The sequence below is a fragment of the Pseudomonas sp. Eqa60 genome, assembly GCF_018326405.1.
GTDB lineage: Bacteria > Pseudomonadota > Gammaproteobacteria > Pseudomonadales > Pseudomonadaceae > Aquipseudomonas > Aquipseudomonas protegens.
Genome location: NZ_AP024342.1, coordinates 3,576,733 through 3,599,604 on the forward strand (window position 1 = coordinate 3,576,733; position 22,872 = coordinate 3,599,604).

22 protein-coding genes and 1 pseudogene are annotated in these 22,872 nt (G+C 63.2%); 15 read left to right on the top strand and 8 right to left on the bottom strand.

The window, feature by feature from the left end; translation table 11 throughout:
• The first annotated feature begins 69 nt into the window (after positions 1 to 69).
• A complete protein-coding gene (locus KI242_RS16285; protein WP_015635683.1) occupies positions 70 to 1,176 on the top strand; it encodes a GNAT family N-acetyltransferase/peptidase C39 family protein in 1,107 nt (368 codons plus the stop codon).
• Positions 1,177 to 1,248: 72 nt separating this feature from the next.
• On the opposite strand, the gene KI242_RS16290 is transcribed toward KI242_RS16285, so the two are convergent.
• From KI242_RS16290 to lpxO, 3 genes are all read right to left on the bottom strand, one after another.
• Positions 1,249 to 2,400: a PQQ-dependent sugar dehydrogenase gene (locus tag KI242_RS16290; RefSeq protein WP_065364102.1), complete on the bottom strand. Its 1,152-nt coding sequence runs from the start codon at positions 2,398 to 2,400 to the stop codon at positions 1,249 to 1,251.
• Between the two features lie 77 nt (positions 2,401 to 2,477).
• Positions 2,478 to 2,846, bottom strand: a complete 369-nt coding sequence (locus KI242_RS16295) for a hypothetical protein (protein ID WP_077934159.1) — start codon at positions 2,844 to 2,846, stop codon at positions 2,478 to 2,480.
• Between the two features lie 222 nt (positions 2,847 to 3,068).
• Positions 3,069 to 3,968 (bottom strand): lipid A hydroxylase LpxO, encoded by a 900-nt coding sequence (gene lpxO / locus KI242_RS16300; protein ID WP_077934160.1) that lies wholly within the window; start codon positions 3,966 to 3,968, stop codon positions 3,069 to 3,071.
• Between the two features lie 359 nt (positions 3,969 to 4,327).
• On the opposite strand from lpxO, the gene KI242_RS16305 reads away from it, so the two are divergent.
• The 3 genes from KI242_RS16305 (at position 4,328) to KI242_RS16315 (ending at position 8,418) form a co-directional block, all read left to right on the top strand.
• The gene (locus KI242_RS16305) at positions 4,328 to 5,062 is read left to right on the top strand and encodes an alpha/beta hydrolase (protein WP_183000218.1); all 735 of its coding nucleotides are present in this window, start codon (positions 4,328 to 4,330) and stop codon (positions 5,060 to 5,062) included.
• Between the two features lie 249 nt (positions 5,063 to 5,311).
• Positions 5,312 to 6,898, top strand: a complete 1,587-nt coding sequence (locus tag KI242_RS16310; RefSeq protein WP_011061394.1) for an ABC-F family ATPase — start codon at positions 5,312 to 5,314, stop codon at positions 6,896 to 6,898.
• A 332-nt stretch (positions 6,899 to 7,230) separates the two neighbouring features.
• Positions 7,231 to 8,418, top strand: a complete 1,188-nt coding sequence (locus tag KI242_RS16315; RefSeq protein ID WP_053158648.1) for an MFS transporter — start codon at positions 7,231 to 7,233, stop codon at positions 8,416 to 8,418.
• A 1-nt stretch (position 8,419) separates the two neighbouring features.
• Here the strand turns inward: KI242_RS16315 and KI242_RS16320 are convergent, their stop codons facing one another.
• Both KI242_RS16320 and KI242_RS16325 read right to left on the bottom strand, forming a co-directional pair.
• A complete protein-coding gene (locus tag KI242_RS16320) occupies positions 8,420 to 9,457 on the bottom strand; it encodes a dienelactone hydrolase (protein ID WP_011061396.1) in 1,038 nt (345 codons plus the stop codon).
• 254 nt (positions 9,458 to 9,711) lie between these two features.
• The gene (locus KI242_RS16325; RefSeq protein WP_053151749.1) at positions 9,712 to 10,323 is read right to left on the bottom strand and encodes an FMN-dependent NADH-azoreductase; all 612 of its coding nucleotides are present in this window, start codon (positions 10,321 to 10,323) and stop codon (positions 9,712 to 9,714) included.
• Positions 10,324 to 10,456: 133 nt separating this feature from the next.
• Between KI242_RS16325 and KI242_RS16330 the strand changes: the two genes are divergently transcribed.
• Together KI242_RS16330 and KI242_RS16335 are read left to right on the top strand one after the other, a co-directional pair.
• The gene (locus tag KI242_RS16330; RefSeq protein WP_011061398.1) at positions 10,457 to 11,365 is read left to right on the top strand and encodes a LysR substrate-binding domain-containing protein; all 909 of its coding nucleotides are present in this window, start codon (positions 10,457 to 10,459) and stop codon (positions 11,363 to 11,365) included.
• A gap of 11 nt (positions 11,366 to 11,376) precedes the next feature.
• Positions 11,377 to 11,721 (top strand): MmcQ/YjbR family DNA-binding protein, encoded by a 345-nt coding sequence (locus KI242_RS16335; protein WP_169891849.1) that lies wholly within the window; start codon positions 11,377 to 11,379, stop codon positions 11,719 to 11,721.
• Here the strand turns inward: KI242_RS16335 and KI242_RS16340 are convergent.
• Both KI242_RS16340 and KI242_RS16345 read right to left on the bottom strand, forming a co-directional pair.
• Positions 11,718 to 12,140 (bottom strand): DUF1294 domain-containing protein, encoded by a 423-nt coding sequence (locus KI242_RS16340; protein WP_065364105.1) that lies wholly within the window; start codon positions 12,138 to 12,140, stop codon positions 11,718 to 11,720. The genes KI242_RS16335 and KI242_RS16340 overlap by 4 nt on opposite strands.
• Positions 12,137 to 12,967, bottom strand: coding sequence for an undecaprenyl-diphosphate phosphatase (locus KI242_RS16345; RefSeq protein ID WP_011061401.1), 831 nt, complete (start codon positions 12,965 to 12,967; stop codon positions 12,137 to 12,139). Before KI242_RS16345 ends, KI242_RS16340 begins: the two co-directional genes overlap by 4 nt.
• A gap of 294 nt (positions 12,968 to 13,261) precedes the next feature.
• On the opposite strand from KI242_RS16345, the gene KI242_RS16350 reads away from it, so the two are divergent.
• From KI242_RS16350 to KI242_RS16390, 9 genes and pseudogenes are all read left to right on the top strand, one after another.
• Entirely contained in the window at positions 13,262 to 14,896 is a 1,635-nt protein-coding gene (locus KI242_RS16350; protein WP_212805343.1) for a methyl-accepting chemotaxis protein, read from the top strand.
• Positions 14,897 to 14,985: 89 nt separating this feature from the next.
• Entirely contained in the window at positions 14,986 to 15,549 is a 564-nt protein-coding gene (gene pnuC / locus KI242_RS16355; protein ID WP_011061403.1) for a nicotinamide riboside transporter PnuC, read from the top strand.
• Positions 15,546 to 16,070, top strand: a complete 525-nt coding sequence (locus KI242_RS16360) for an AAA family ATPase (RefSeq protein WP_041752268.1) — start codon at positions 15,546 to 15,548, stop codon at positions 16,068 to 16,070. The genes pnuC and KI242_RS16360 overlap by 4 nt, the downstream gene beginning before the upstream one ends.
• 328 nt (positions 16,071 to 16,398) lie before the next feature.
• On the top strand, positions 16,399 to 16,845 hold the full coding sequence (locus KI242_RS16365) for a hypothetical protein (RefSeq protein WP_019093951.1): 447 nt from the start codon (positions 16,399 to 16,401) through the stop codon (positions 16,843 to 16,845).
• A gap of 1 nt (position 16,846) precedes the next feature.
• Positions 16,847 to 17,425 carry a hypothetical protein gene (locus tag KI242_RS16370; protein WP_053158655.1) on the top strand — a complete coding sequence of 193 codons (579 nt, stop codon included), beginning with the start codon at positions 16,847 to 16,849 and terminating at the stop codon, positions 17,423 to 17,425.
• 63 nt (positions 17,426 to 17,488) lie between these two features.
• Positions 17,489 to 18,481 carry a heme utilization protein gene (locus KI242_RS16375; protein ID WP_212805344.1) on the top strand — a complete coding sequence of 331 codons (993 nt, stop codon included), beginning with the start codon at positions 17,489 to 17,491 and terminating at the stop codon, positions 18,479 to 18,481.
• A gap of 64 nt (positions 18,482 to 18,545) precedes the next feature.
• A complete protein-coding gene (locus KI242_RS16380; RefSeq protein WP_011061408.1) occupies positions 18,546 to 19,226 on the top strand; it encodes a C39 family peptidase in 681 nt (226 codons plus the stop codon).
• 48 nt (positions 19,227 to 19,274) lie between these two features.
• Complete coding sequence (locus KI242_RS16385) at positions 19,275 to 20,009, top strand: hypothetical protein (RefSeq protein ID WP_011061409.1); 735 nt, start codon at positions 19,275 to 19,277, stop codon at positions 20,007 to 20,009.
• Between the two features lie 54 nt (positions 20,010 to 20,063).
• A pseudogene (locus KI242_RS16390) lies at positions 20,064 to 21,358 on the top strand (hypothetical protein).
• 70 nt (positions 21,359 to 21,428) lie between these two features.
• On the opposite strand, the gene KI242_RS16395 reads toward KI242_RS16390, so the two are convergent.
• The gene (locus KI242_RS16395; protein WP_011061411.1) at positions 21,429 to 22,754 is read right to left on the bottom strand and encodes a sigma-54 dependent transcriptional regulator; all 1,326 of its coding nucleotides are present in this window, start codon (positions 22,752 to 22,754) and stop codon (positions 21,429 to 21,431) included.
• Between the last annotated feature and the right edge of the window lie 118 nt (positions 22,755 to 22,872).

The window sequence follows — 22,872 nt, forward strand, 5'->3', positions numbered from 1 at the left end:
TGACCCTTTCTATTAAGCACGAACTTTTTTTGAAGTCTCGTTTCATTACGCAACTTTTACGGCGGTCATATGGATCTTGTCTTTCGCACTGCAACCCTCGAGGACTTGCCGGCGCTGGTGGCGCTGGAAGAGCAATGTTTCACCAGCGACCGGCTGACCCCGCGCAGCTTCCAGTGGATGATCAGCCGCGCCCATGGGCAGCTGCTGGTGGCCGAACAGCAGGCGCAGGTGCTGGGGTATGCCCTGGTGCTGTTTCATCGCGGCACCTCCCTGGCGCGCCTGTATTCCCTGGCCATCGCCGAAAGCGCCCGGGGCCTGGGGCTGGGCAAGCGCCTGCTGCAACGCATGGAGGCCTGTGCCCTGGCCCATGACTGCGCCTACCTGCGCCTGGAGGTACGCACCGACAACCCTGCGGCCATCGCCTTGTACGAGCGCAACGGCTACCGGCGCTTCGCCCTGGTCCCCGACTATTACCAGGACCACGCCGACGCCCTGCGCCTGGAAAAACGCATTCTCCAGCACCGCGAGACCCGCAGCATCCGCGTGCCCTATTACCAACAGACCACCGACTTCACCTGCGGCCCCGCCTGCCTGCTGATGGCCATGGGCGCCCTGCAACCTTCACGGCCCCTGGAGCGTCGGGAGGAACTGCAGATCTGGCGTGAAGCCACCACCGTCTTCATGACCTCGGGCCATGGTGGCTGCAGCCCCCAGGGCCTGGCCCTGGCGGCTTGGCGCCGCGGTTTTGCCGTGCGCTTGCAGGTCAACAGCAGCGGGCCGCTGTTTCTCAACGGCGTGCGCGACGAACATAAAAAGGACGTCATGCGCCTGGTCCACGATGAGTTCTGCAAGGAACTGGATGCCAGCGAAGTGCAGCAGGTGCTCGGCGGGCCGCTGGACCTGCCCGGCCTGTTGCGTGAAGGCGGCCAGCCCCTGGTGCTGATCAGCAGCTATCGCCTGACCCGCTCCAAGGCGCCGCACTGGGTGATAGTCACCGACTGCGACCAGGACTTCGTCTACCTCCACGACCCGGATGTCGACCACAGCCAGCACCGCCAGCCCCTGGACTGCCAGCACCTGCCGGTGAGTCACGGCGAGTTCGCCAAGATGTGCAGCTTCGGCAGCAGCAAACTGCGCGCCGCGGTGATCCTCTTCCCCGCGCGCGCCCACCCGTAGGAGCCGGCTTGCCGGCGAAGAGGCCCGCAAGCCTTGCGCGGCCCCTGTCGGCGCCTGCAAGGGAGCCCGGGGCTATTGCAGGCCGACTTTGTACAGCGTGCCCTGGTCCTCGTCGGTGAGGATGTAGAGGTAGCCGTCCGGGCCCTGGCGCACATCACGAATACGCGCCTTGAGCCCGCCCAGCAGGCGTTCCTCGTGCTCGACCCGATCACCGTTGAACTGCAGCCTGATCAGCTCCTGGCTGGCCAGGGCGCCAATGAACACGTTGTGCTGCCAGGGCTTGAAGCGGTCGCTGTCATAGAAGGCCATGCCGCTGATGCCGGGGGACTTCTCCCACACATGGTGCGGCGCCACGGTGCCGGGCGCGGTCTGGCCCACGGCCTCGGGGATCGGCTGGCCGGAATAGTTGATGCCGTGGGTCGCCAGAGGCCAGCCGTAGTTCTTGCCGCGCTCGATGATATTGATCTCGTCGCCACCCTTGGGCCCGTGTTCGTTCTCCCAGAGGGTGCCGCTCCAGGGGTTGAGCGCCGCCCCCTGGGGGTTGCGGTGGCCGTAGCTCCAGATCTCCGGGCGCACCCCGGCCTGGCCGACGAAAGGGTTGTCATCCGGCACCCGACCATCCGGGTACAGGCGCACGATCTTGCCCTGGAGCTTGTCCAGGTCCTGGGCGGTGGGCCGGTCGTTGTTTTCTCCCAGGGTCACGAACAGGTAGCCGTCGCGGTCGAACACCAGCCGCGAACCGAAGTGATTGCCCGTGGACAGCTTGGGTTCCTGCCGGAAGATCACCTGGAAATCCTTGAGCCCGCTCAGGTCATCGCTCAAACGGCCACGGCCCACGGCGGTGCCGGCAGTCCCGCCCGCGCCGCCACCTTCGGCATAGGACAGATACACCATGCGGTCCTGCTTGAAGTCCGGCGACAGCGCCACATCCAGCAAGCCGCCCTGGCCCTTGGCCCAGACCTTGGGCACCCCGCTCAGGGGCGCCGAAAGCTTGCCGTCCGCGCCGACCAGCCGCAGGTTGCCCGGGCGCTCGGTCACCAGAATGCCCTGGCGGTCCGGCAGGAATGCCAGGGCCCAGGGATGGTCAAGGCCGGCAGCCACCGGAGTCAGGTTCAGCGTGCCCTGTTCACTGGGAAAAGCCTGGGGTGTGGCGGCCATGGCGGGCACGGCACTGCCCAGCAAGACGCTGGAGCACAAGGTGGCGATAAGGGTTTTACGCAACATGCTCGCTTCCTTTTGTCGATCGAGAAAATCCTCGGTAGCAGGTTTCGCACCTGCCGCCAGGGTGGCAGGACAGTGCTTCAGCGCCGGTTGCCGGGATCGCTGTCGCGGGGGCTTTGCACCCGGGGATCAGGGTTGGGTCGCTGCACCCCGCCACGCGGGTAGCCATTGCCGATGCCACCGTTCTCAAGGGTTGGCGGGCGACCGGTCGGAGCGGTGCTGGGGCCGCGCACGGGCGGGCTGCTGGGCTGGGTGCCCTGCATGCTGTTGGGGTTGGCGCGACGGATGGGGTTGCTGTAGGGGTCGTTGTTGCCGCTGCTGGGCAGGTTCTGCGCCAATTGCAGAGGGTGTTGATGGGTGGGAGGTGCTTTAGGGGCGCCAGCCCAGGCCGCGCCGCTGGTCCAGACCAGCGCGATGAGTGCGGCAAGCCCGCGAGCCAGACCGTTCATGAAAAGCCTCCTGAGGAGCGACAAGGTATCGAATTCGATTCCACGCTACGCCCAGGGTTCGGCTTTGTTAACTAAATAATCCTTCAGAACATGTAACACCCGGTATCCACGGTGCCTTCATCTGCAAGCGCTGGCTGGCCTGCGAACGGGCCCTTTGGCCATGCCTCTGGCTCAAGGATGCGTTCGCCGGCAAGCCCACTCCTACACCGCGGGGGAGCAACGTCAGATGTAGATGAACAGCAACAGCAGTGCAGCGAAGATCGCCCACTTTTCCAGGTAGTAGCGCGCGCGGTTGCGCTTTTTCAGTTCTTTGCCCCGCAAGCGGATCTTGTACAGCTTGTTGAAGGCACGGTTCAGGCCACCGGTCTTGTCGCCGGCATCGTTGGGCGCGCCGGCGGCGGACATCACGGTACGGCTGAACCAGCCATTGAACGCAGCGGCCCAGCGGTACTTCATCGGCCGCTCGACATCGCAGAACAGAATGATGCGGTTCTGCTCGGTGGTGTTTTCCGCGTAGTGAATGTAGGTCTCGTCGAACATCACCGCTTCGCCGTCGCGCCAGTGATAACGCTCACCGTCGACCTCGATGAAGCAGCCTTCGTTGTTCGGCGTGGAAAGACCCAGGTGGTAGCGATAGGAACCGGCATAAGGGTCGCGGTGACGAACCAGGCGCGAACCAGGCGGCAGCTCGGCGAACATCGCAGCCTTGATCGAACCGATACTCTGCACCAGCTCGGTGGTGCGTGGGCACAGCTTCATCGCCGAAGGATGGCTGTCGCCGTACCACTTCAGGTAGAAGCGTTTCCAGCCGGTCTTGAAGAAGGAGTTGAAACCCACATCGTTGTACTGGTCCGAGCGCTTGATCTCGCCGGCCTGCAGCAGGCTCTGGCCTTCGGCACGGATCTCTTCCCAGTGTTCCTGCAGCTTGTTCATCTCCGGGAAGTCGGCCGGGTCCAGGTACGGCCGGTTGGGGTACTTGGAGAACAGATAGAGGAAGCAGTTGATGGGCGCCAGGAAGGTCGAGTGATCACTGAGCTGGCGGCCCAGTTTATGGCGCACGCGCCCCCGCAGGTGTACGTACGCAATGGATAAAACGTATACAGCGGCAATGATGAGTTTCACGGAAATCGTCACACGTCAGAAGAGAACATGCTGCGCCTCTGAAAGCCCGGAAGGCCAAAGGCAAATTGCAGCGTCTGAGTTGAAAAAAGCGTAACCGGCGACACTCTTCGTCGCAGGTTCGACCCTCGGCATCTGGCCGTCGGCTGGCATTTTAGCCACAGTTTGTAACCAATGGTTAACTCATATTTGTTAAAAGCTGCGCTCCTTTCGTTGAAAGATGCGGGTATTGCGCCGGCTGTTGATTCAGCTCAACAAAAGCCGCTCGGTGCCGGTAGCGACCCGCAAGCGACTGTGTTGCCGGGCCTTGCCGAGGTATCCTGCGCGCCGCTGCCCTCTCCTCTTCGGCAAGGATTCCCGACTTGATCGACCCCAATCTCCCGCCAACCCTGGTGCTGCTGCCGGGCATGGATGGCACCGGCACCCTGTTCGAGCCGCTGCTCCAGGCCTTTGGCCAGCATTGGCCGGTACAGGTCTTGCATTATCCCGGCGATCAGCCCCTGGGCTACCCGGCCCTGGTGGAGCGGGTGATGGCGCAACTCCCAACGAACCGGCGATTCATCCTGCTGGGCGAGTCCTTTTCCGGCCCGGTGGCGGTGAGCGTGGCCGCCCGCAATCCCGAAGGGCTGATGGGCTTGGTGCTGTGCAGCAGCTTTGTGCGCAATCCGCGCCCGCGCCTTGCGCCTTTGCAGCCCCTGCTCAAGGTACTGCCGGTGCAGCGCCTGCCGTTCTGGCCCATGGATGCCCTGCTGCTGGGCGGCTTTTCCACCCCGGCACTGCGTCAGGCACTGGCGGCGGCGATCGCCCAAGTGGCGCCGCAGGTACTGCAGGCCCGGTTGCAGGCGGTGATCGCCGTGGATGTACGCCAGGCCCTGGCTGCCAGCCGGGTGCCGCTGCTGTACCTGCGGGCCCGCCAGGATCGCTTGGTGCCCCCATCGGCTTCGGCCCTGGTCCGGCAACTGCGCAGCGACGCCCGGCTGGTGGAGATCGAGGCGCCCCACTGCCTGCTCCAGGCCGCGCCGGCCGCGGCAGCGGCGCAATTGCAGCACTTCCTGAACGACCTGCTGGAAGCGGCTGCCATGCCCGGCAGGGGTTGAGCATCGGCTGCCCGCGCTAAAATCCCTGCCCCTGTGTCATACAACTGCTCGTTTACATATGCGACAATGCGCGCAAATTTCAACATGCACCCCGCACTCTTCGCTCAGCAACCTGGCCTCTTGGCCGGAATGTTGCGCTCGACGTACGCCCGCTGGCTCAGTTCCACACCCATACCGGTCCGACCTGGAAGGCTCCAGATCGCGCCCTGTGGATTTAAGGTCGGCGCTAAAACATTGGTAGGTAAGTAATTGATCTCCACAGCTAACATCACCATGCAGTTCGGCGCCAAGCCGCTGTTCGAGAACGTTTCGGTCAAGTTCAACGGCGGCAACCGCTACGGTCTGATCGGCGCCAACGGTTGCGGCAAGTCGACCTTCATGAAAATCCTCGGTGGCGACCTCGAGCCGTCCGGCGGCCAGGTCATGCTGGAACCGAACGTGCGCCTGGGCAAGCTGCGCCAGGACCAGTTCGCCTACGAAGAATTCACCGTGATCGACACCGTGATCATGGGCCACGAGGAGCTGTGGAAGGTCAAGGCCGAGCGCGATCGCATCTACTCGCTGCCGGAAATGACCGAAGAAGACGGCATGGCCGTGGCCGAGCTGGAAACCGAATTCGCCGAGATGGACGGCTACACCGCCGAGTCCCGCGCCGGTGAGCTGCTGCTGGGCCTGGGCATTCCCCTGGAACAGCATTTCGGCCCGATGACCGAAGTCGCGCCAGGCTGGAAACTGCGAGTTCTGCTGGCCCAGGCGCTGTTCTCCGATCCGGAAGTGCTGCTGCTGGATGAACCGACCAACCACCTGGACATCAACACCATCCGCTGGCTGGAAAACATCCTCACGGCGCGTAACAGCACCATGATCATCATTTCCCACGACCGGCACTTCCTCAACAGTGTCTGCACCCACATGGCCGACCTGGACTACGGCGAGCTGCGCCTGTTCCCGGGCAACTACGACGAATACATGATCGCCGCGACCCAGTCCCGCGAGCAGCTGCTGTCGGACAACGCCAAGAAGAAAGCGCAGATCGCCGAACTGCAGACCTTCGTCAGCCGCTTCTCGGCCAACGCCTCGAAAGCCAAGCAGGCCACGTCCCGGGCCAAGCAGATCGACAAGATCCAGCTGGCCGAAGTCAAGCCGTCGAGCCGCGTCAGCCCGTTCATCCGCTTCGAACAGACCAAGAAACTGCACCGCCAGGCGGTGACCCTGGAGCGCATGTCCAAGGGTTTCGACGGCAAGACCCTGTTCCAGAACTTCAGCTTCACCGTCGAGGCCGGCGAGCGCGTAGCGATCATCGGCCCCAACGGCATCGGCAAGACCACTCTGCTGCGCACCCTGGTGGGCGAGCTGACCCCGGACGCCGGCACAGTGAAGTGGACCGAAAGCGCGGAGCTGGGCTACTACGCCCAGGACCACGCCCATGACTTCGAAGACGACGTCAGCCTGTTCGACTGGATGGGCCAGTGGACCCAGGGCGAACAGATGATCCGCGGCACCCTGGGCCGGATGCTGTTCTCCAACGACGAGATCCTCAAGTCGGTGAAGGTGATTTCCGGTGGTGAGCAAGGCCGCATGCTGTTCGGCAAGCTGATCCTGCAAAAGCCCAACGTGCTGGTGATGGACGAACCGACCAACCACCTGGACATGGAATCCATCGAGGCGCTGAACCTGGCCCTGGAAAACTACCCGGGCACCCTGATCTTCGTCAGCCACGACCGTGAGTTCGTATCGTCCCTGGCCACCCGCATCATCGAGTTGAGCCCAAGCGGCGTGACCGACTTCAGCGGCACCTACGACGACTACCTGCGCAGCCAGGGCGTGATGTTCTAAAGACAGCGGCAAGCGGTAAGCGACAACAAAAAAGCCCCGTCCAGTGTGACGGGGCTTTTTTGTATGCCCCCTTCGCTCGCAGGTGCCGGCTTGCCGACGAAAAGGCCCGCCAGCCTTGCATCACCCGGCGGACGCCTTCGCTGGCAAGCCAGTTCCTGCACGAACCCACAGGCCTCTGTAGGAGCCGGCTTGCCGGCGAACAGGCCCGCAAGACTTGCACCGCTCCTGCCAGCACCTACCGGGTGCGGGGAATAGATAGTTAGCCTGCTTTCTTTTATGTTCACGGCACGCGATGATGCAGGCCTCTAACCGCCGCCCGCGAACGAGCCTTCATGCCCGAGCCACAAACGCCCGCTCAAAGCTCCATGGCGATCACCCTGCAGATCGTCTCCATCGTCTTCTATACCTTTATCGCCTTCCTTTGCATCGGCCTGCCGATCGCGGTGTTGCCAGGTTATGTCCACGAACAGCTGGGCTTCAGCGCGGTGGTCGCCGGGCTGACCATTGGCGCGCAATACCTGGCCACCCTGCTCAGCCGGCCCATGGCCGGGCGCATGTCGGACACCGTGGGCACCAAGCGTTCGATCATCTACGGCTTGCTGGGGATTCTGCTCAGCGGGGTGCTGACCCTGGTTTCGGTGCTGCTCGTCCAGTGGCCACTGCTGAGCCTCGCCGTGCTGCTGGGCGGGCGCCTGCTGCTGGGGGTGGCCCAGGGCCTGATCGGGGTCGGCACCATCAGTTGGTGCATGGGCCAGGTCGGCGCGGAGCACACCGCGCGGTCTATCTCCTGGAATGGCATTGCCTCCTACGGCGCTATCGCCATTGGTGCACCGTTGGGGGTGCTGATGGTCCAGCAATACGGTTTCGTCAGCCTCGGCATCGCCTTGTCGAGCCTGGCGATCCTGGCGTTGCTGCTGATCCGCAACAAGCCTTCGGTGCCGGTGATTCGCGGCGAGCGCCTGCCGTTCTGGGCCGTGTTCGGGCGCATTGCGCCCTTTGGCGCCAGCCTGAGCCTGGCCTCCATCGGCTACGGCACCCTGACCACCTTCATCACCTTGTTCTACCTCAGCCGCGGCTGGACCGGCGCGGCCTATTGCCTGACGGTGTTCGGCGTGTGCTTTATCTTTTCGCGCCTGCTGTTCATCTCCTGCATCAGCCGTTTCGGCGGCTTTCGTTCGGCCATCGCCTGCATGTGCGTGGAAACCCTGGGCCTGGCCCTGCTGTGGCTGGCGCCCTCCACCGGCTGGGCCCTGGTGGGGGCCGGGTTGACCGGCTTCGGCCTGTCGCTGGTGTACCCGGCCCTGGGAGTGGAGGCCATCAAGCAAGTGCCCAACAGCAGCCGTGGCGCAGGTTTGAGCGCCTATGCGGTGTTTTTCGACCTGGCACTGGCCATCGCCGGGCCGTTGATGGGCGCGGTGGCGTTGAACCTGGGGTATTCGTGGATTTTCTTCTGCGCCGCCCTGCTCTCGCTGACCGGCCTGGGCCTGACCCTGATGCTCAAGCGCCGGGCCGGCGCCTGAGTCATTGATCGGCGGTCTGCATCCCGGCCCGGCTTGGCCGGCCCAGGGTATGGGCGAAGAAGTTGCCGGCTTCGAGAATCAGGTTGCGGTGGATGTCTTCACGGTCGACGCCGTCGGCATCGGTGCACAGCGCCGGCATCGCGGCCATCTGCTGTGCGGAACAAGGCGCCATGAACACGAAATGCCCGGCGCCGGCCAGCAGCTTGAAGTCCGGGGCCACCGGCAGTTTGCGCGCCAGGGCCGCGGCGTTCTTGTCCAGCGCCACCAACTGGTCGCCATCACCACTGTAGAGCAGCACCGGCACATGCACCCCGGCCAGGGTCTGGCGGCCGAACTTGAGGCTCAGGGGGGCCAGCAGCATCAAGGCATGCACCCGGGGGTCGGCCACCGGTTGCAGGTCGTCGCGGTCGACGATCAGTTCGCCCTGGGTGTTGCAGGCATCCCGGTCATTGGGGCGCTCCTGGCAGTAGCGCCGCAAGCGGTCCAGGTCCGGCGTGGCGCCGGAGAGAATCAACGCAGTCTCGCCACCGGCGGAATAGCCGATCACCCCCACCTGGTCGGCATTGACGAAGGGCGACAGCATCGGGTCGCCGAGGGTTGCGGTGATGGCTTCGGAAATCTGGATCGGCCGTCCGTACAGATTGCTCAGGGTACCCAGACGGCTGTGGTCCTTGGAGTTGTCGCCGGGGTGAATCACCGCCACCACGACAAAGCCCTTGCGTGCCAGAGAGGTGGCCAGGTCATGCAGGGCCAGAGGGGTGCCAGTGTTACCGTGGGACAGCATCAGCATCGGGAAGCGGCCGATGGCGATCTTGGCATCCCGCGAAGCCGCGATCTGATAGCCCTCAAGCTGGCTGCCGTGCTCGATACCGGTGGATGGGTAGAAGGCGATGGCGCGCATCGGTTGCCGGTCCAGGGGGTCGAGAAAACTCATCTCGTGAAAGCCCACGCTCCAGTGCGGATGCGGCCCAGGGGCGGCCTGCACCGAAAGCAGGCTGCTGAGCAGGCAGATCAGTAACATTGCACAAAGACGTTTCATCGCACGCCCACCTTTGCCGCCGGATCGAGAAAGCCGTTCTCCCCTGCCATCCCTTGCCGCCAAGGCCTTGCAGCTGTACCACGCCGTAGCCAGGGATGCACAAGCCGGGAGCCTTGCTCCGTGTATTGCATAACCCGGGCCAGAAACCCTGAACACCACAATAAAAAAACTCCGCACCCTGCCCACTTCATGCGGTGAGCAGAATACAGAGTTTAGTGGCCCTTGCCGTGCAGCAAAGGCTCTTTACACAAGCCTTACGCGGCAGCGAAGAGTTGCTGGCTGATCTGCGCCTGGGCGTCGCTCATGGCTTTGCTGCGTACTTCCTCGCCGTAGGCCAGGCCATGGGCGCGAACGAATTCGACATCGGTGATGCCGAAGAAGCCGAACAGCACTTTCAGGTAGTCCTCGTGAGCCACGCCAGTGGCCTGGCCCACGTGCAGGCCGCCGGAAGTGGACACCACAATCACTTTCTTGCCGCCGCACAGGCCTTGCGGGCCGGCTTCGGTGTAGCGAAAGGTCTCGCCAGCCACGGCGATGCGGTCGATCCAGGCCTTGAGTTGGGTGGGAATGGTGAAGTTGTACATCGGCGCGGCGACTACTACGGTATCGGCAGCCTTGAATTCGGCCAGGGCCTGAGCGCTGAGCAGGGCCTCATGCTTCTGCGCGGCGTCACGCAGCTCCGCGGCGGTACCGGCAGCCACCAGGGTGGCGGCGGAGAAGTGGCTGATGGCGTCATTGGCCAGGTCGCGGTAGGTCACCACGGTGGCCGGATGAGCGGCTTTCCAGGCCTCGACCACGCTGTGGCTGAGCTGACGGGAGGCCGAGTTGTCACCAAGAATGCTGGAATCGATATGCAAGAGTTTCATCTGGGATCTCCAAGTGAGGACCGCCACTGGGCGATCGGATGTGGGCAATCCTACAGATGAAACCAATAGCTGATTAGCCGGCATAAATGCGATAGTTCGTCCCACCAGCAGGACAGTCGAGCGAAAAACCATCATGCAAGACCTCAACGACCTCTATTACTTCGCCAAGGTGGTGGAAGCCGGTGGCTTCGCCGCCGCCGGACGCCTGCTGGGCATTCCCAAATCGCGGCTGTCACGGCGTATCGCCGAGCTTGAAGAACGCCTCAACGCCCGGCTGCTGCAACGCACCACCCGGCAACTGAGCCTGACTGCCGTGGGCGAGCGTTACCTGCGTCACTGCCAGGCCATGCTGCTGGAAGCGGAGATGGCCGACGAAGCCGTGGCCAGCATGGCCAGCGAACCCCGCGGGCGCCTGCGGGTGTCGAGCCCGGTGGGCCTGGCCCACGAACTGCTGACACCGCTGGTCAGCAGCTTTCTGGAGAAGTACCCCCAGGTGCAGCTGGAAATGCTCCTGCTCAACCGCCGTGTCGACCTGATCAACGAGGGTGTGGACGTCGCCCTGCGGGTGCGCGAGCTGGGCGACGAAGACCCGCTGCTGGTGACCCGGCGCCTGCGCCGGGCCCAGACGGCGATCGTGGCGACCCCAGACTTCCTCCGGCAATACCCGGTGGAGCATCCGGAAGACCTGCGGCGCGTGCCGATTCTCGGCGCCCTGGAGGCCGACCGCCTGGTGCACCTGCGCCTGCTGGACCAGCAAGGCCAGGCCTGCGACCTGGCCCTGGAGGCACGCCTGGGCATCGACGACTTCATCGTGCGCCGTGCCTGTGCCCTCGCTGGCCAGGGCTGCACTGTGCTGCCCATGCTGTATTGCGAGGAGGAACTGGCCAGCGGCCAGTTGGTGCAGATGCTGCCGCAATGGTCATTGCCCGGCGGCTGGCTGCAGGCCGTGTATCCTCACCGCCGGGGTGTGATGCCGGCCGTGCGCGCCTGGATCGAGCACCTGAGTGAATCCTTCGAACGCTGCGGAGAACGACTGCTGTGAAAGCCCGAACCTTGAATGAAGAGCAAGTGGCGCAATTCTGCCTGGGCCTGCCGGGTGCGCGGGAAGACTACAAGTGGGGCGGTGTGCGGGTGTTCTCGATTGCCGGCAACAAGATGTTCGCCGTGCAGCACCTGCGGGGCGACTCGCTGGCCTTCAAGGTCGATCAGGAGCTGTTTCTCGGCCATGTCGACCGCCCGGGCATTGCGCCGGCGCCCTACCTGGCCCGGGCGCACTGGATCATCATGAACACCCCCTACCCCCTGGGCGCCTCGGAGCTAGAGGCGCTGCTGCAGCGCTCTCACCAGTTGGTGGTGAGCAAGCTGCCCAAGCGGGTTCAGGTGGGTTTGCTGCTCTAGAACAGGCTCAGCAGGCTGCTTTCCAGAAACAGCCGGTCGATCCAGAACACCTGGTGCAAGGCCACGATCAGCCAGAACACCAACTGATAGGAGACCTTGCGGGTCTTGTGGCGCAACAGCTGCTGGGCCAGCAAGGCCCCGGGCCAGCCACCGGCCAGTTCCAGGGCATGCAGGACGTTCTCCGGGGTGCGCCGGCCCTCGGCCTGGGCCCGGCGCTTGTCGTGCCAGTAGACCAGGAAGGCCAGCAGGCTGACCGCGCCATAGGCGATCAGGGGAATGAGCGAAATCCCCTTCCACCACAGCGACAGCGAACCGAACAGCGGCAACCCGCAAAGCAGGACGAACGCCAGCAGCTTGGCCCTGGGATGCTGGAGCCGCGCGGCACTGGCCGAGGGCGCCGGGCGCCGGGCCGTACTCATGGCTTGGCCGCCGTCCAGTCGACCCAGCCGAACTGCCAGGTCGCCAGGATCAACAGGCCGAAGGCAATGCGATACCAGGCGAAGGCCGCGTAGCTGTGGCTGGCGATGAACTTCAGCAGGCCCTTGACCGCGATCATGGCGAAGACAAAGGCGGTGACGAAGCCGATGGCGAACACCGGGAAGTCATCGGGCTGGAACAGATGGCGGTACTTGTAGCCTGAATACACCGCGGCGCCGACCATGGTGGGCATGGCCAGGAAGAACGAAAACTCGGTGGCGGTCTTGCGCGACAGGCCGAACAGCAGACCGCCGATGATGGTGGAGCCCGAGCGCGAGGTGCCCGGGATCATCGCCAGGCACTGGGCGCAGCCGACCTTGAGCGCGTCCTTCCAGGTGATGTCGTCCACTGTCTCGGCATGCACCTGGTGCTGCCGGCGCTCGGCCCACAGCATGATGAGGCCGCCGACCACCAGGGCCGTGGCCACGGTAATGGGGTTGAACAGGTAGGCATGGATCAGGTCGGCGAAGATCACCCCCAGCACCACCGCCGGCAGGAAGGCGATCAACAGGTTGATCGTGAAGCGCTGGGCCTTGGGCTGGGTCGGCAGGCCGATCACCACATCGAGGATCTTGCGGCGAAATTCCCAGACAACCGCAAGGATCGCCCCCAACTGGATAATGATGTTGAAGGCCATCGCCCGCTCGCCGCCAAAGTCGAGCAAGTCGGCCACAATGATCTGGTGTCCGGTGCTGCTGATGGGTAAAAACTCGGTCAGGCCTTCGACAATCCCGAGTATCAATGCCTGTGCGGCGGTCCAAAGATCCATCAATTCCCCCATGAGGCGATGCTCGTGGCATGCCTCTTTTTAATTGGTCAAAGCATTTGCTGCGTCGAGCGTAGCCGAGAAATCGGCGCTCGTAAGATCAACACAAGCCCATGAAAATTATGTGAAAAGTTCAGAAAGGTTCAGGTTTTCGGCAAAGGCGCCGAAATCCTAACAGACAGGCGCAAAACACGCCGCGATGTTATTGGACTTCCGTAGGGTTGGCGTTGGAAGGCCAGCGTGCTTGGATGCTCCGGGCCTTTTATGACAAGAACAAGAATCTGGAGTGACCGGATGATGAATAGCTTACGCAAGATGTCCATCAGTCAGCGCCTGTGGCTGATCCTGATCGTGGCGGTGCTGACCCTGGTGACCCTGGGCGTGATGATGCTCAAGCAGATTCATGGGGACCTGTACCTGGCCAAGGCGCAGAAGACCCAGCACGTGGTGCAGACCGCCGCCGGCGTACTGAATTACTACCAGGGCCTGGAAGCCGCCGGCAGCCTGACCCGCGAGCAGGCGCAGAAGCAGGCGCTGCAGGTGATTCGCGGGCTGCGCTACAACCAGAATGACTACTTCTGGATCAACGACCTGACGCCGGTGATGATCATGCACCCGGCCAACCCCAAGCTCGACGGGCAGAACCTGGCCGCGGTCAAGGACCCGGACGGTTTCGAGGTGTTCAACGAGATGGTGACCCTGGCCAAGGCCAAGGGCGGCGGCATGGTGGACTACCGCTGGCCCAAGCCCGGCGCCGAGCAACCGGTCCAGAAGACCTCCTACATCCAGCTGTTCCAGCCCTGGGGCTGGATCATCGGCTCCGGAGTCTATATCGACGACCTGCAGGACGAGTTCTACGCCCAGGTACTGCGCGCCTCCTCCATCGGCCTGGTGATTGCCCTGCTGATGGCCGCCCTGGTGGTGCTGATCGTGCGCAGCATTGTCAGCCCGCTGCGCGAAACGGTGCACGCCATGGCCAACATCGCCAGCGGCGAAAGCGACCTGACCCGCAGCCTCGACACCCACGGCCAGGACGAGGTCACCGAACTGGCCCGGCACTTCAACGGCTTTACCGCCAAGTTGCGCGGTGTGGTGATGCAGCTGCAATCCAGCGCCGCAGCCCTGGAACAGTCCTCCAGCGAACTGGGTAGCAACGCCAACGACGCCCAGGAGCGCAGCCAGCAGCAATCCCAACAGATGGAGCAGGTGGCGGCCGCTATCAGCCAGGTCACCAGCGCAGTCCAGGATGTAGCCCGCAACGCCGAGCACGCCGCCTCCGAGGTGCGCGAGGCCGAGGCCCAGGCCCAGCAGGGCCAGGTCAACATCGACGGCAGCTTGCAGCAGATCGACCAGCTTTCTATGACCATCGACCAGGCGGTGGAAGTGATCCGCACCCTGGCGGCGGAAAGCACCCAGATCGGCACGGTGCTGGAGGTGATCCGCTCGATTGCCGAACAGACCAACCTGCTGGCCCTGAACGCTGCCATCGAGGCGGCCCGGGCTGGGGAGCAAGGGCGCGGCTTTGCCGTGGTGGCCGACGAAGTGCGCCTGCTGGCCCAGCGTACCCAGCAGTCCACCGCGGAAATCCAGGGCATGATCGAGCGCCTGCAAAACCACTCCGAAGCGGCGGTCAAGGTCATCGGCGATAGCAGCCGAGCCTCGCAACTGACCATCGAGCAGGCCGGGCTGGCCGGCGCCAGCCTCAACGCCATCGGCCAGGCACTGCGCAACCTCAACGGCCTGAACGCGACGATTGCCAGCGCCACCCTGGAACAGGCCCATGTGGTGGAAGACATCAACCACAACGTCGGCCAGGCAGCCGGCCTGTCCCAGGGCACGGCCCTGGCGGCCCAGCACTCCAGCGCCGCCAGCCGCCACCTCAAGGAGCTGTCGGAGCAGCTCAACGGCCTGTTGCGCCAGTTCCGCGTCTGACCCCTCGCTGAACCCAAGGCCCCGGACTGACGCCCAGGGCCGACTCTGGGTACAATCGCCCCCCTCCTCCATTTCCCCAAGGAACCGCCATGTCCGGGCTTGAACTGTTTGCCGCCGCCCTCGGCGTGATCGCCGTCTGGCTGACGGTCAAACAGAACCCCTGGTGCTGGCCCATCGGCCTGGTCATGGTGCTGCTGTACAGCTGGATCTTCTACGAGGTCAAGCTCTATTCCGACATGCTCCTGCAGGTGGTCTACGCGGTGCTGCAGCTCTATGGCTGGTGGCAGTGGACCCGGGGCGGCGAACAGCACCAGGGGCGGCCGGTCAGCCAGTTGCAGTCCAGCGGACTGCTACAGGGGCTGGCCCTGGGCGCAATGGGCAGCCTGCTGCTGGGGGCTGCCATGGCCCACTGGACCGACGCCGCGCAGCCCTGGCTGGACGCCGCCTTGACCGCCTTCAGCCTGGTGGCGCAGTGGTGGATGGCGCAGAAGCGCGTGCAATGCTGGCCGCTGTGGATTGCCGTGGACGTGATTTTCGTCGGGCTGTTCGTCTACAAGGAGCTCTACCTGACGGCGGCGCTGTATGCCCTTTTCACCCTGCTGGCCGTCCAGGGCTGGCGAGCCTGGCGCGCCGACCCGGCCCTGCAGTCGTGAAGGTCCTGGTACTGACCGGCCCCGAATCCAGCGGCAAGAGCTGGCTGGCGAGCGAGCTGCAAGCCCACTTCGGTGGCATCCAGGTGGGCGAATACGTGCGCCACTTCATCGAGCAACAGGGCCGCGACACCTGCCTGGCGGACATTCCCGAGATCGCCCGGGGCCAGCTCGCCTGGGAAGATCAGGCCCGCGCCCAGCAACCTGGACTGCTGATTCTCGATACCCACCTGTTAAGCAACCAACTCTGGAGCCAGACCCTGTTCGGCGACTGCCCGCCGTGGCTGGAACCCCAACTGCTGGCCCGCCACTACGACCTGCACCTGCTGCTGTCGCCGGAAGATGTGGCCTGGAGCGACGATGGCCAGCGCTGCCAGCCACAACTGGCAGAACGCCTGGCGTTCTTCGAGGCTACCCGCCATTGGCTGGAGCAACACCGCCAGCCGTACCGCATCATTGGCGGCGACTGGCAAGCCCGCCGGCAACAGGCCTTCGAGCAGGTCCGGCAACTGCTGCAAGCGTGATCGGTGCAGTGCCGCAGGGCCACAAGTGTCCATCCCTGAAACACCTGCCCGGCCATCAGGCCGCCATTTTCCGCGGTGGCGCCCACGGCCGGGCAAACTGTTAAGCCCCTGATACACCCCCGCAGCAACCCCTGTTCCAGAGCGTTGCCCCGGTTATGGCCAATGGCCGTCGGGGGTAGGTGTCTCATCCCTGAAACAGTCCCGAAAGCCGACGCCCCGCAGCGTTCGCAAGCCGTTGAATCTTAAAAAGAAACAAAAAGCGGCACGGCTTCTGCTCTCTTCCTCGCAACGCCGGCTAGGGCCAGCACTGAGAAGAAGGAATACCGCCGTGGGGACGCTGAATAAAAGTTTCACCCGCCTACTGCTGATCGGCTGCGCCGTCAGCGCGGTGTACAGCCTTCCGGTGATCGCTGCGGGGAATGGCGAAATCATCATCCAGCGCACCGTCCAGGCGCAGCCCATCGGCCGCGCACCTTTGCAAAAAGATCCCAACCCCGTCGAGGTCAACACCAACCCGTCGGTCCTGGTCAATCAGATGACCAGTAATGAAATGAGCGATGGCGACTTTGCCGGAATCAAGACCGGAGCGCTGGTCCGCGGCACGGTGCTGTCCGGCAGCGCCGGTGTACCCGGCATGAATGTGCTGACCAACAACAACGGCCTGCCCGGCATGTCCGCCGGCCATGGCGGCGGTGCGGGCGCCAGCATCTCCAACTCGATCAACCGCAGCATCAGCTCCGGCATGGCTCCCTTGAGCAACATTGGAGGGCAATAACATGAGTCGCTCCCTGCTGTTCCTCGCCTTGCTGACCTGCACCGGGGCCATGGCCGACTCGGCCAGCCCAGTCACCGCTACCTCGAACATCCAGAACTCCGGCGCAGGCTATACCGGCAACTTCAACGTCAACCAGGCCGCCGGCGACCAGCAGCAACAGACCAACGTACGGGCCATTGCCATCGGCACCAACGCCACAGCAACCACCAGCGTGACCCAGAAGATCACCACCGCCGCCAGCCGCGCGGTCAACGCCAGCAGCACCATCGGCGGCGACTCTTTCAGCAACGGCAACGGCGCACTGGGCGTGAACCAGTCGGCCGGGGCCAACAACCAGATGGCCAATGCCCTGCGGATCAGCATCAGTGCCAATCCGCAAAGCATTGACGACAGCGCCCTGTCGCAACAGAACGTGGCGCTGTTACCAGACTCAGGAGCAACTGGCACTCAACAAGGCAGCCGCCAGGTCGTTACCAGCGACCAGGCCTTCACCGGCAGCCGTGGAGTGATTCAGGTGAACCAGAGTGCCGGGGTGGGGAACCGAATGGCTAACACCCTGAGCATCCGGGTCGCAGATTGACCCCTCGTAGTGCAATTAGAAAGTACCAACACTTAACCAACTAATAAGCACCGGAGAAACACCATGAAACCTACAATGGCTCTCAAACCACTGGTTTTCGCACTGGCCGCCGTCATGGCAATGGCTGCTCAGGCAGGTGGTAACGATCATGGTAACAACGGCGGTCATGGCAACGGCCATGGCGATCACGATCAAGGTCCGGACCTCAGCACTCTGCTGCAAATCACCGCTGGAGCCGGTGCCGCAGTCATCGATGTGCAGAACAGCAACACCAACGTAGTGAAAAACCAGGGCACCAACAACAACGCCAAGGCCGACAACTCCCTGAACAACTCCAACGGCAACATGGGTGCCAACGTCGCCGCCGGCGACGGCAACCAACAAGACAATGCCGCTGCCCTGGCAACCGCTGACGAAAGCTTCATCTTCGGCAGTGCCGTGGCCGCTTCCAGCGCCACCCAGGTCAACAACAACAACTACGTGAAAAACTCCTCGACTCAGAACAACGCCGTGCTCAACAACTCCGGCAACAACGGTTCCGGCAACATCGGCATCAACGTGACCGCCGGCGACTTCAACCAACAGAAAAACAACCTGGCCATTGCCGTTTCCGGTGGCCGCGTAGCCACTGCCGCTGCTTCGGCCAACCAGCAATCGACCAACCTGGTCGTAGACAACAAAGGTGTCCAGGCCTACAAAAAAGACACCCTCACTGGCGGCTTCGTAGCCTCTGGCACCTACAAAGGCACCGGCAGCGGCAAAATCGAAGGTGGCGACGATCATGGCAGCGGCCATGGCTATGGCGACAACAAAGGCCACGGCAACGACGATCAAAAATTCACCTTCAAAGAACAAGGCACCATCGAACTGGCTGGCTACTGGACCCAGCAAGTGCTGACCAAAGACGGCTGGAAAAACCCAGTGGTCAACAACGCCAGCATGACCAACTCGATGAACGGCTTCTCCGGCAACGGCGGCGCCAACGTCTCGGCCGGTGTGGGCAACCAACAAAGCAACTCGCTGTCCATCGCCGCTGGCTGCAAAGCCTGCATGTAATCGCGATCGTAACGAAAGCCCCGGAAACGGGGCTTTTCCACAGTCCGACCAAGGCGTAACGATCATGCGTACTGCGATCCTCTCTCTCCTGCTGTGCCTCTGCGCCCCCGTCCAGGCCGCACAGATGGCGGTGGCCGGCCTGCCCGGTGGCAACCTGATCTTCAAACAGGTGCAGAGCGTGCGCGAGCGCAAGTTCAGCGACATCGTCGAACAGAAGACCGACTTCAGCTGCGGTGCCGCCGCACTGGCGACCATTCTGCGTCAAGCCTACTGGCTTGATGTCGATGAGGAGCACGTCATCAAGGGCATGCTGGTCAATTCGGATCAGGGCCTGGTGCGTACCCAGGGGTTCTCCATGCTCGACATGAAGCGCTACGTGGAAAGCATCGGCATGCGCGCCCGGGGCTACCGGATTCCGCCAGACAAGCTCGAGGCGGTGACCATCCCGGTGGTGGTACTGATGGAGATTCGCGGCTACAAGCACTTCGTGGTGATGCAGCGGGCGCAGAAAGGCTGGGTCTATATCGGTGATCCAGTGCTGGGCCACAAGCGCTACACCCATGATGACTTCGTCAAAGGCTGGAACGGTATCGTGTTCGCCATCATCGGCCCTGGCTACGACAAGGCCAACGCCTTGCTCGACCCGCCAGCCCCACTGACCGCGAAGAACAAGCTCGATAACTTCTACCCGGTCAGGGACGCGGACTTGATGGACTTCGGCTTCATCCAGAGCGACTTCTTCTAGAAGCGCAAACACTATAAAGGGGCAGGATGCTCCGGGAGCAGCAAGCAGATGAAGACTTCATACTGGCTGGCCGCCGCCTGCCTGGCAGCAGCTCTTCCAGCACATGCTGGTTTCAAGCCCGAACTCATCCAGGATCAGGAACTGTCGCAGTTGCGGGGCCGTTACGTCATGCCGGGGCGGATCATCAGCTTCGGCATTGTCATGAGCAGTACCTGGCGCAACGCCAGCGGTGACCTGATCGGCGCGTCCACTTCGCTGCAGATCCAGCAAGCCACGATCAAACCGCAATTCTACGTCTCCACCATCAGCCAGGCCGGCAATGGCACTACGCCCCCGCCCGGGACCGGCAACGTGATCGGCGGCGCAGGGCTGGCCAGCGGCCAGGGCGTAACCCAGAGCGTAAGGGCCGCCGGCGACGGCAACTCGGCCTACAACAACATCAATATCAATGTCACAGAAGCCAATCAGGCGCCGGCACTGGCGGCCGGCGTGGGGCAGGCATTGATCAGCGGCCAGACCATCACCGGCAGCAACGCCGCCGGCAGTGTGGCGGTGTCGGCCCTCAACGGTGGCATCCAAATGGCCATTCAGGCCAGCGGCAACCAGGGCAATGCCTTGCAGCAAGTGGCCCAGGGCAATTTGCTGCAGAACACCCAGTTGATGGGTAACAGCAACCTGGTGAACAACATGACACAGCTCAATGTGGTGCTCAGGAACAACGGTCCCAGCACCGGTGCTTTGGACTGTAATTTGAGTACGCTCAACGCTCTACGCAAATTCTGATCTTGAACTACGCTGATTCTCGACCATTGGGGTTCACAAGGGACGGTTTATTTCATGTATCGATCGGTTTCACTGCGCGCAATAGTCTGTTTAAGCACTCTATTCCCGGCGGCGCTGGTACAAGCGGCGCCGGACGCCGATGTAGAGACCCTGAAACGAGAGCTTCTGGAACTCAAGCAACGTTACGAAGTGCAGCAGAAGGCCCTCGCGGTGCTGGAACAACGGGTTCGCCAAGTGGAGGATCAACCGGCGGCTCCGCCTCCCAAGCGCCTGGCCAAATCACCTGCTGACCTGAAAGGCAATCAACAGGTCGCCGGTACTGGAGCCGGTGCCGCTTCCGGAGGCGCTGCAGGAGGCGCTTCCTATGGCCAGTCCCTCAAGGATGATTCGGAACCGGCACAAAGCGTCAGCAACCTCTACGACGAGGCCAGTGGTTTCTTTGGCGGCGGCAAGTTCAGCGTCGAGACCGGCTTGACCTATGCCCGCTACGATGCCCGCCAACTGACAGTCAACGGCTTCCTGGCGCTGGATTCGATCTTTCTCGGCAACATCAACCTGGACCGGATCAAGTCCGATACCTGGACCCTCGACCTGACCGCGCGCTACAACCTCAACAACCGCTGGCAATTCGATATCAACGCACCCGTGGTCTATCGCGAATCCACCTTCCAATCCGGCGGTGGCGGCGGCTCAGGCACCCAGACCACCGAAGAGTCGGTCACCCGCGACCCGACATTGGGGACGTGAACTTCGGCGTGGCCTACAAGTTCCTCGACGAGTCCGAGTTCTGGCCCGACGCGGTGGCAACCTTGCGCGTCAAAGCCCCTACCGGCAAGGACCCATTCGGCATCAAGCTGGTGCAGTCCTCTGCCAACAACAACCTCTATGTGCCTGAAAGCCTGCCCACCGGTAACGGCGTCTGGTCGGTCACCCCCGGGATCTCCCTGGTCAAGACCTTCGATCCGGCCGTGCTGTTCGGGACTCTGGCCTATACCCACAACCTGGAAGAGTCCTTCGATGACATCAGCTCGACAGTGGGCAGCAAGACCCCCGGCAAGGTGCGCCTGGGCGACAGCTTCCAGATCGGCGCCGGTGTCGCCTTTGCGCTCAACGAGAAGATGAGTATGTCCTTCTCGGTTTCCGACCTGGTGCAGCGTAAAAGCAAGCTCAAGCAGGACGGTGGCGACTGGCAGTCGGTGGTCTCCAGCGATGCCAACGCCGGCTACTTCAACGTCGGCATGACGATTGCCGCCTCCGACAACCTGACCATCGTACCCAACCTGTCCATCGGCATGACCGAGGATGCTCCGGCCTTCACCTTCAGCCTGAAATTCCCCTACTACTTCTGACCCACCGGCAAAGACGCCAAGGCCCGCTGCGATTCCCCAATCGCAGCGGGCCTTGGCGTTTCTCTCCGCCCTAGCGGATCTGGTGCTTGTGCAGCAAACGGTAGAAGGTCGGGCGCGAGATCCCCAGGACCCGCGCCGCCACGCTGAGGTTGTCGCTGTGCCGGTTCAACACGTCGCACAGGGCCTGGCGCTCGGCGCGGTGCTTGTAGTCTTCGAGGGTGCCCATGGGCAGGTCCTGGGCCTGCAGGCTGAGCAGGCCCAGGTCGCTGGCCTGGATCTGCCGCCCCTCGGCCAGCACCAGGCCGCGACGCACCCGGTTGGCCAGTTCGCGGACATTGCCCGGCCAATCATGCTTGCCCATGGCCACCAGGGCATCCTCGCTGAAACTGCGGGGCCGGCGCCCGGTTTCCTGGCTATAGAAGTGGGCAAAATGGCTGGCCAGCATGCCCAGGTCGCCATGGCGCTCGCGCAACGGCGCGGTGATCACTTGCAGCACATTCAGGCGGTAGTAGAGGTCCTCACGGAAGCGCCCGCTGGTAATGGCCGCTTCCAGATCGACGTGGGTGGCCGCCAGAACCCGCACATCCACCGGAATCGGCTGGCTGCCCCCTACCCGTTCGATGTGCTTTTCCTGCAGGAAGCGCAGCAGATTGGCCTGCAGTTCCAGCGGCAGGTCGCCGATCTCGTCAAGAAACAAGGTGCCGCCATGGGCCGCCTCGATGCGCCCGACCTTGCGTTGATGGGCGCCGGTAAAGGCGCCCTTCTCGTGCCCGAACAGTTCGGACTGGATCAGGTGTTCGGGAATCGCCCCGCAATTGATGGCGACAAAGGGTTTGTCGTGGCGCTGGGACTGACGATGCAGGGTACGCGCCACCAGCTCCTTGCCGGTGCCGCTTTCGCCTCGGATCAGCACGGGCGACTCGGTGGGCGCCAGTTTGCCCAGCAGCTTGCGCAAGTCGCGGATCGGCCGGCTATTGCCCAGCAACTCATGCTCGGGCTGGTCCACATGGATCGAGCCCTGGCCCCGCAGGCGCGCCATGCCGAACGCCCGGCCGAGGGTCACCTGGACCCGCGACACGTCGAACGGCAGGGTGTGGAAGTCGAAAAACCACTCGCAGACGAAATCCCCGACCTTCTGCAGGCGCAGCACTTCCTGGCTCAATACTGCGATCCACTCGGTGCCGCTGCGGCTGATCAGGTCCTTGACCGCCTCCGGGCGCTCCAGGTGAAAAGGCTGCAGGCGCAGCAGGCCGACATCGCAGGAGCGTTCGCGGGCGGACTCCAGGTCACAGCTGTCGACATCCCAGCCAATGGTGCGCAAACCGGGTAACAGGCGATGGCAATCGTCACAGGGATCGACCACCAGCAAACGGCGCTGCACAGGGGCTTCGAGCATGACTGTTCCTTGGCGCCAGGGTATGGAAAAGTTATTAGAAACAGTGATTTGGAAAACCTGGCTGTAACATTAGCAAGAACTTGACGGTGGAATGTATCAATTGCTTATAGCGCTGATT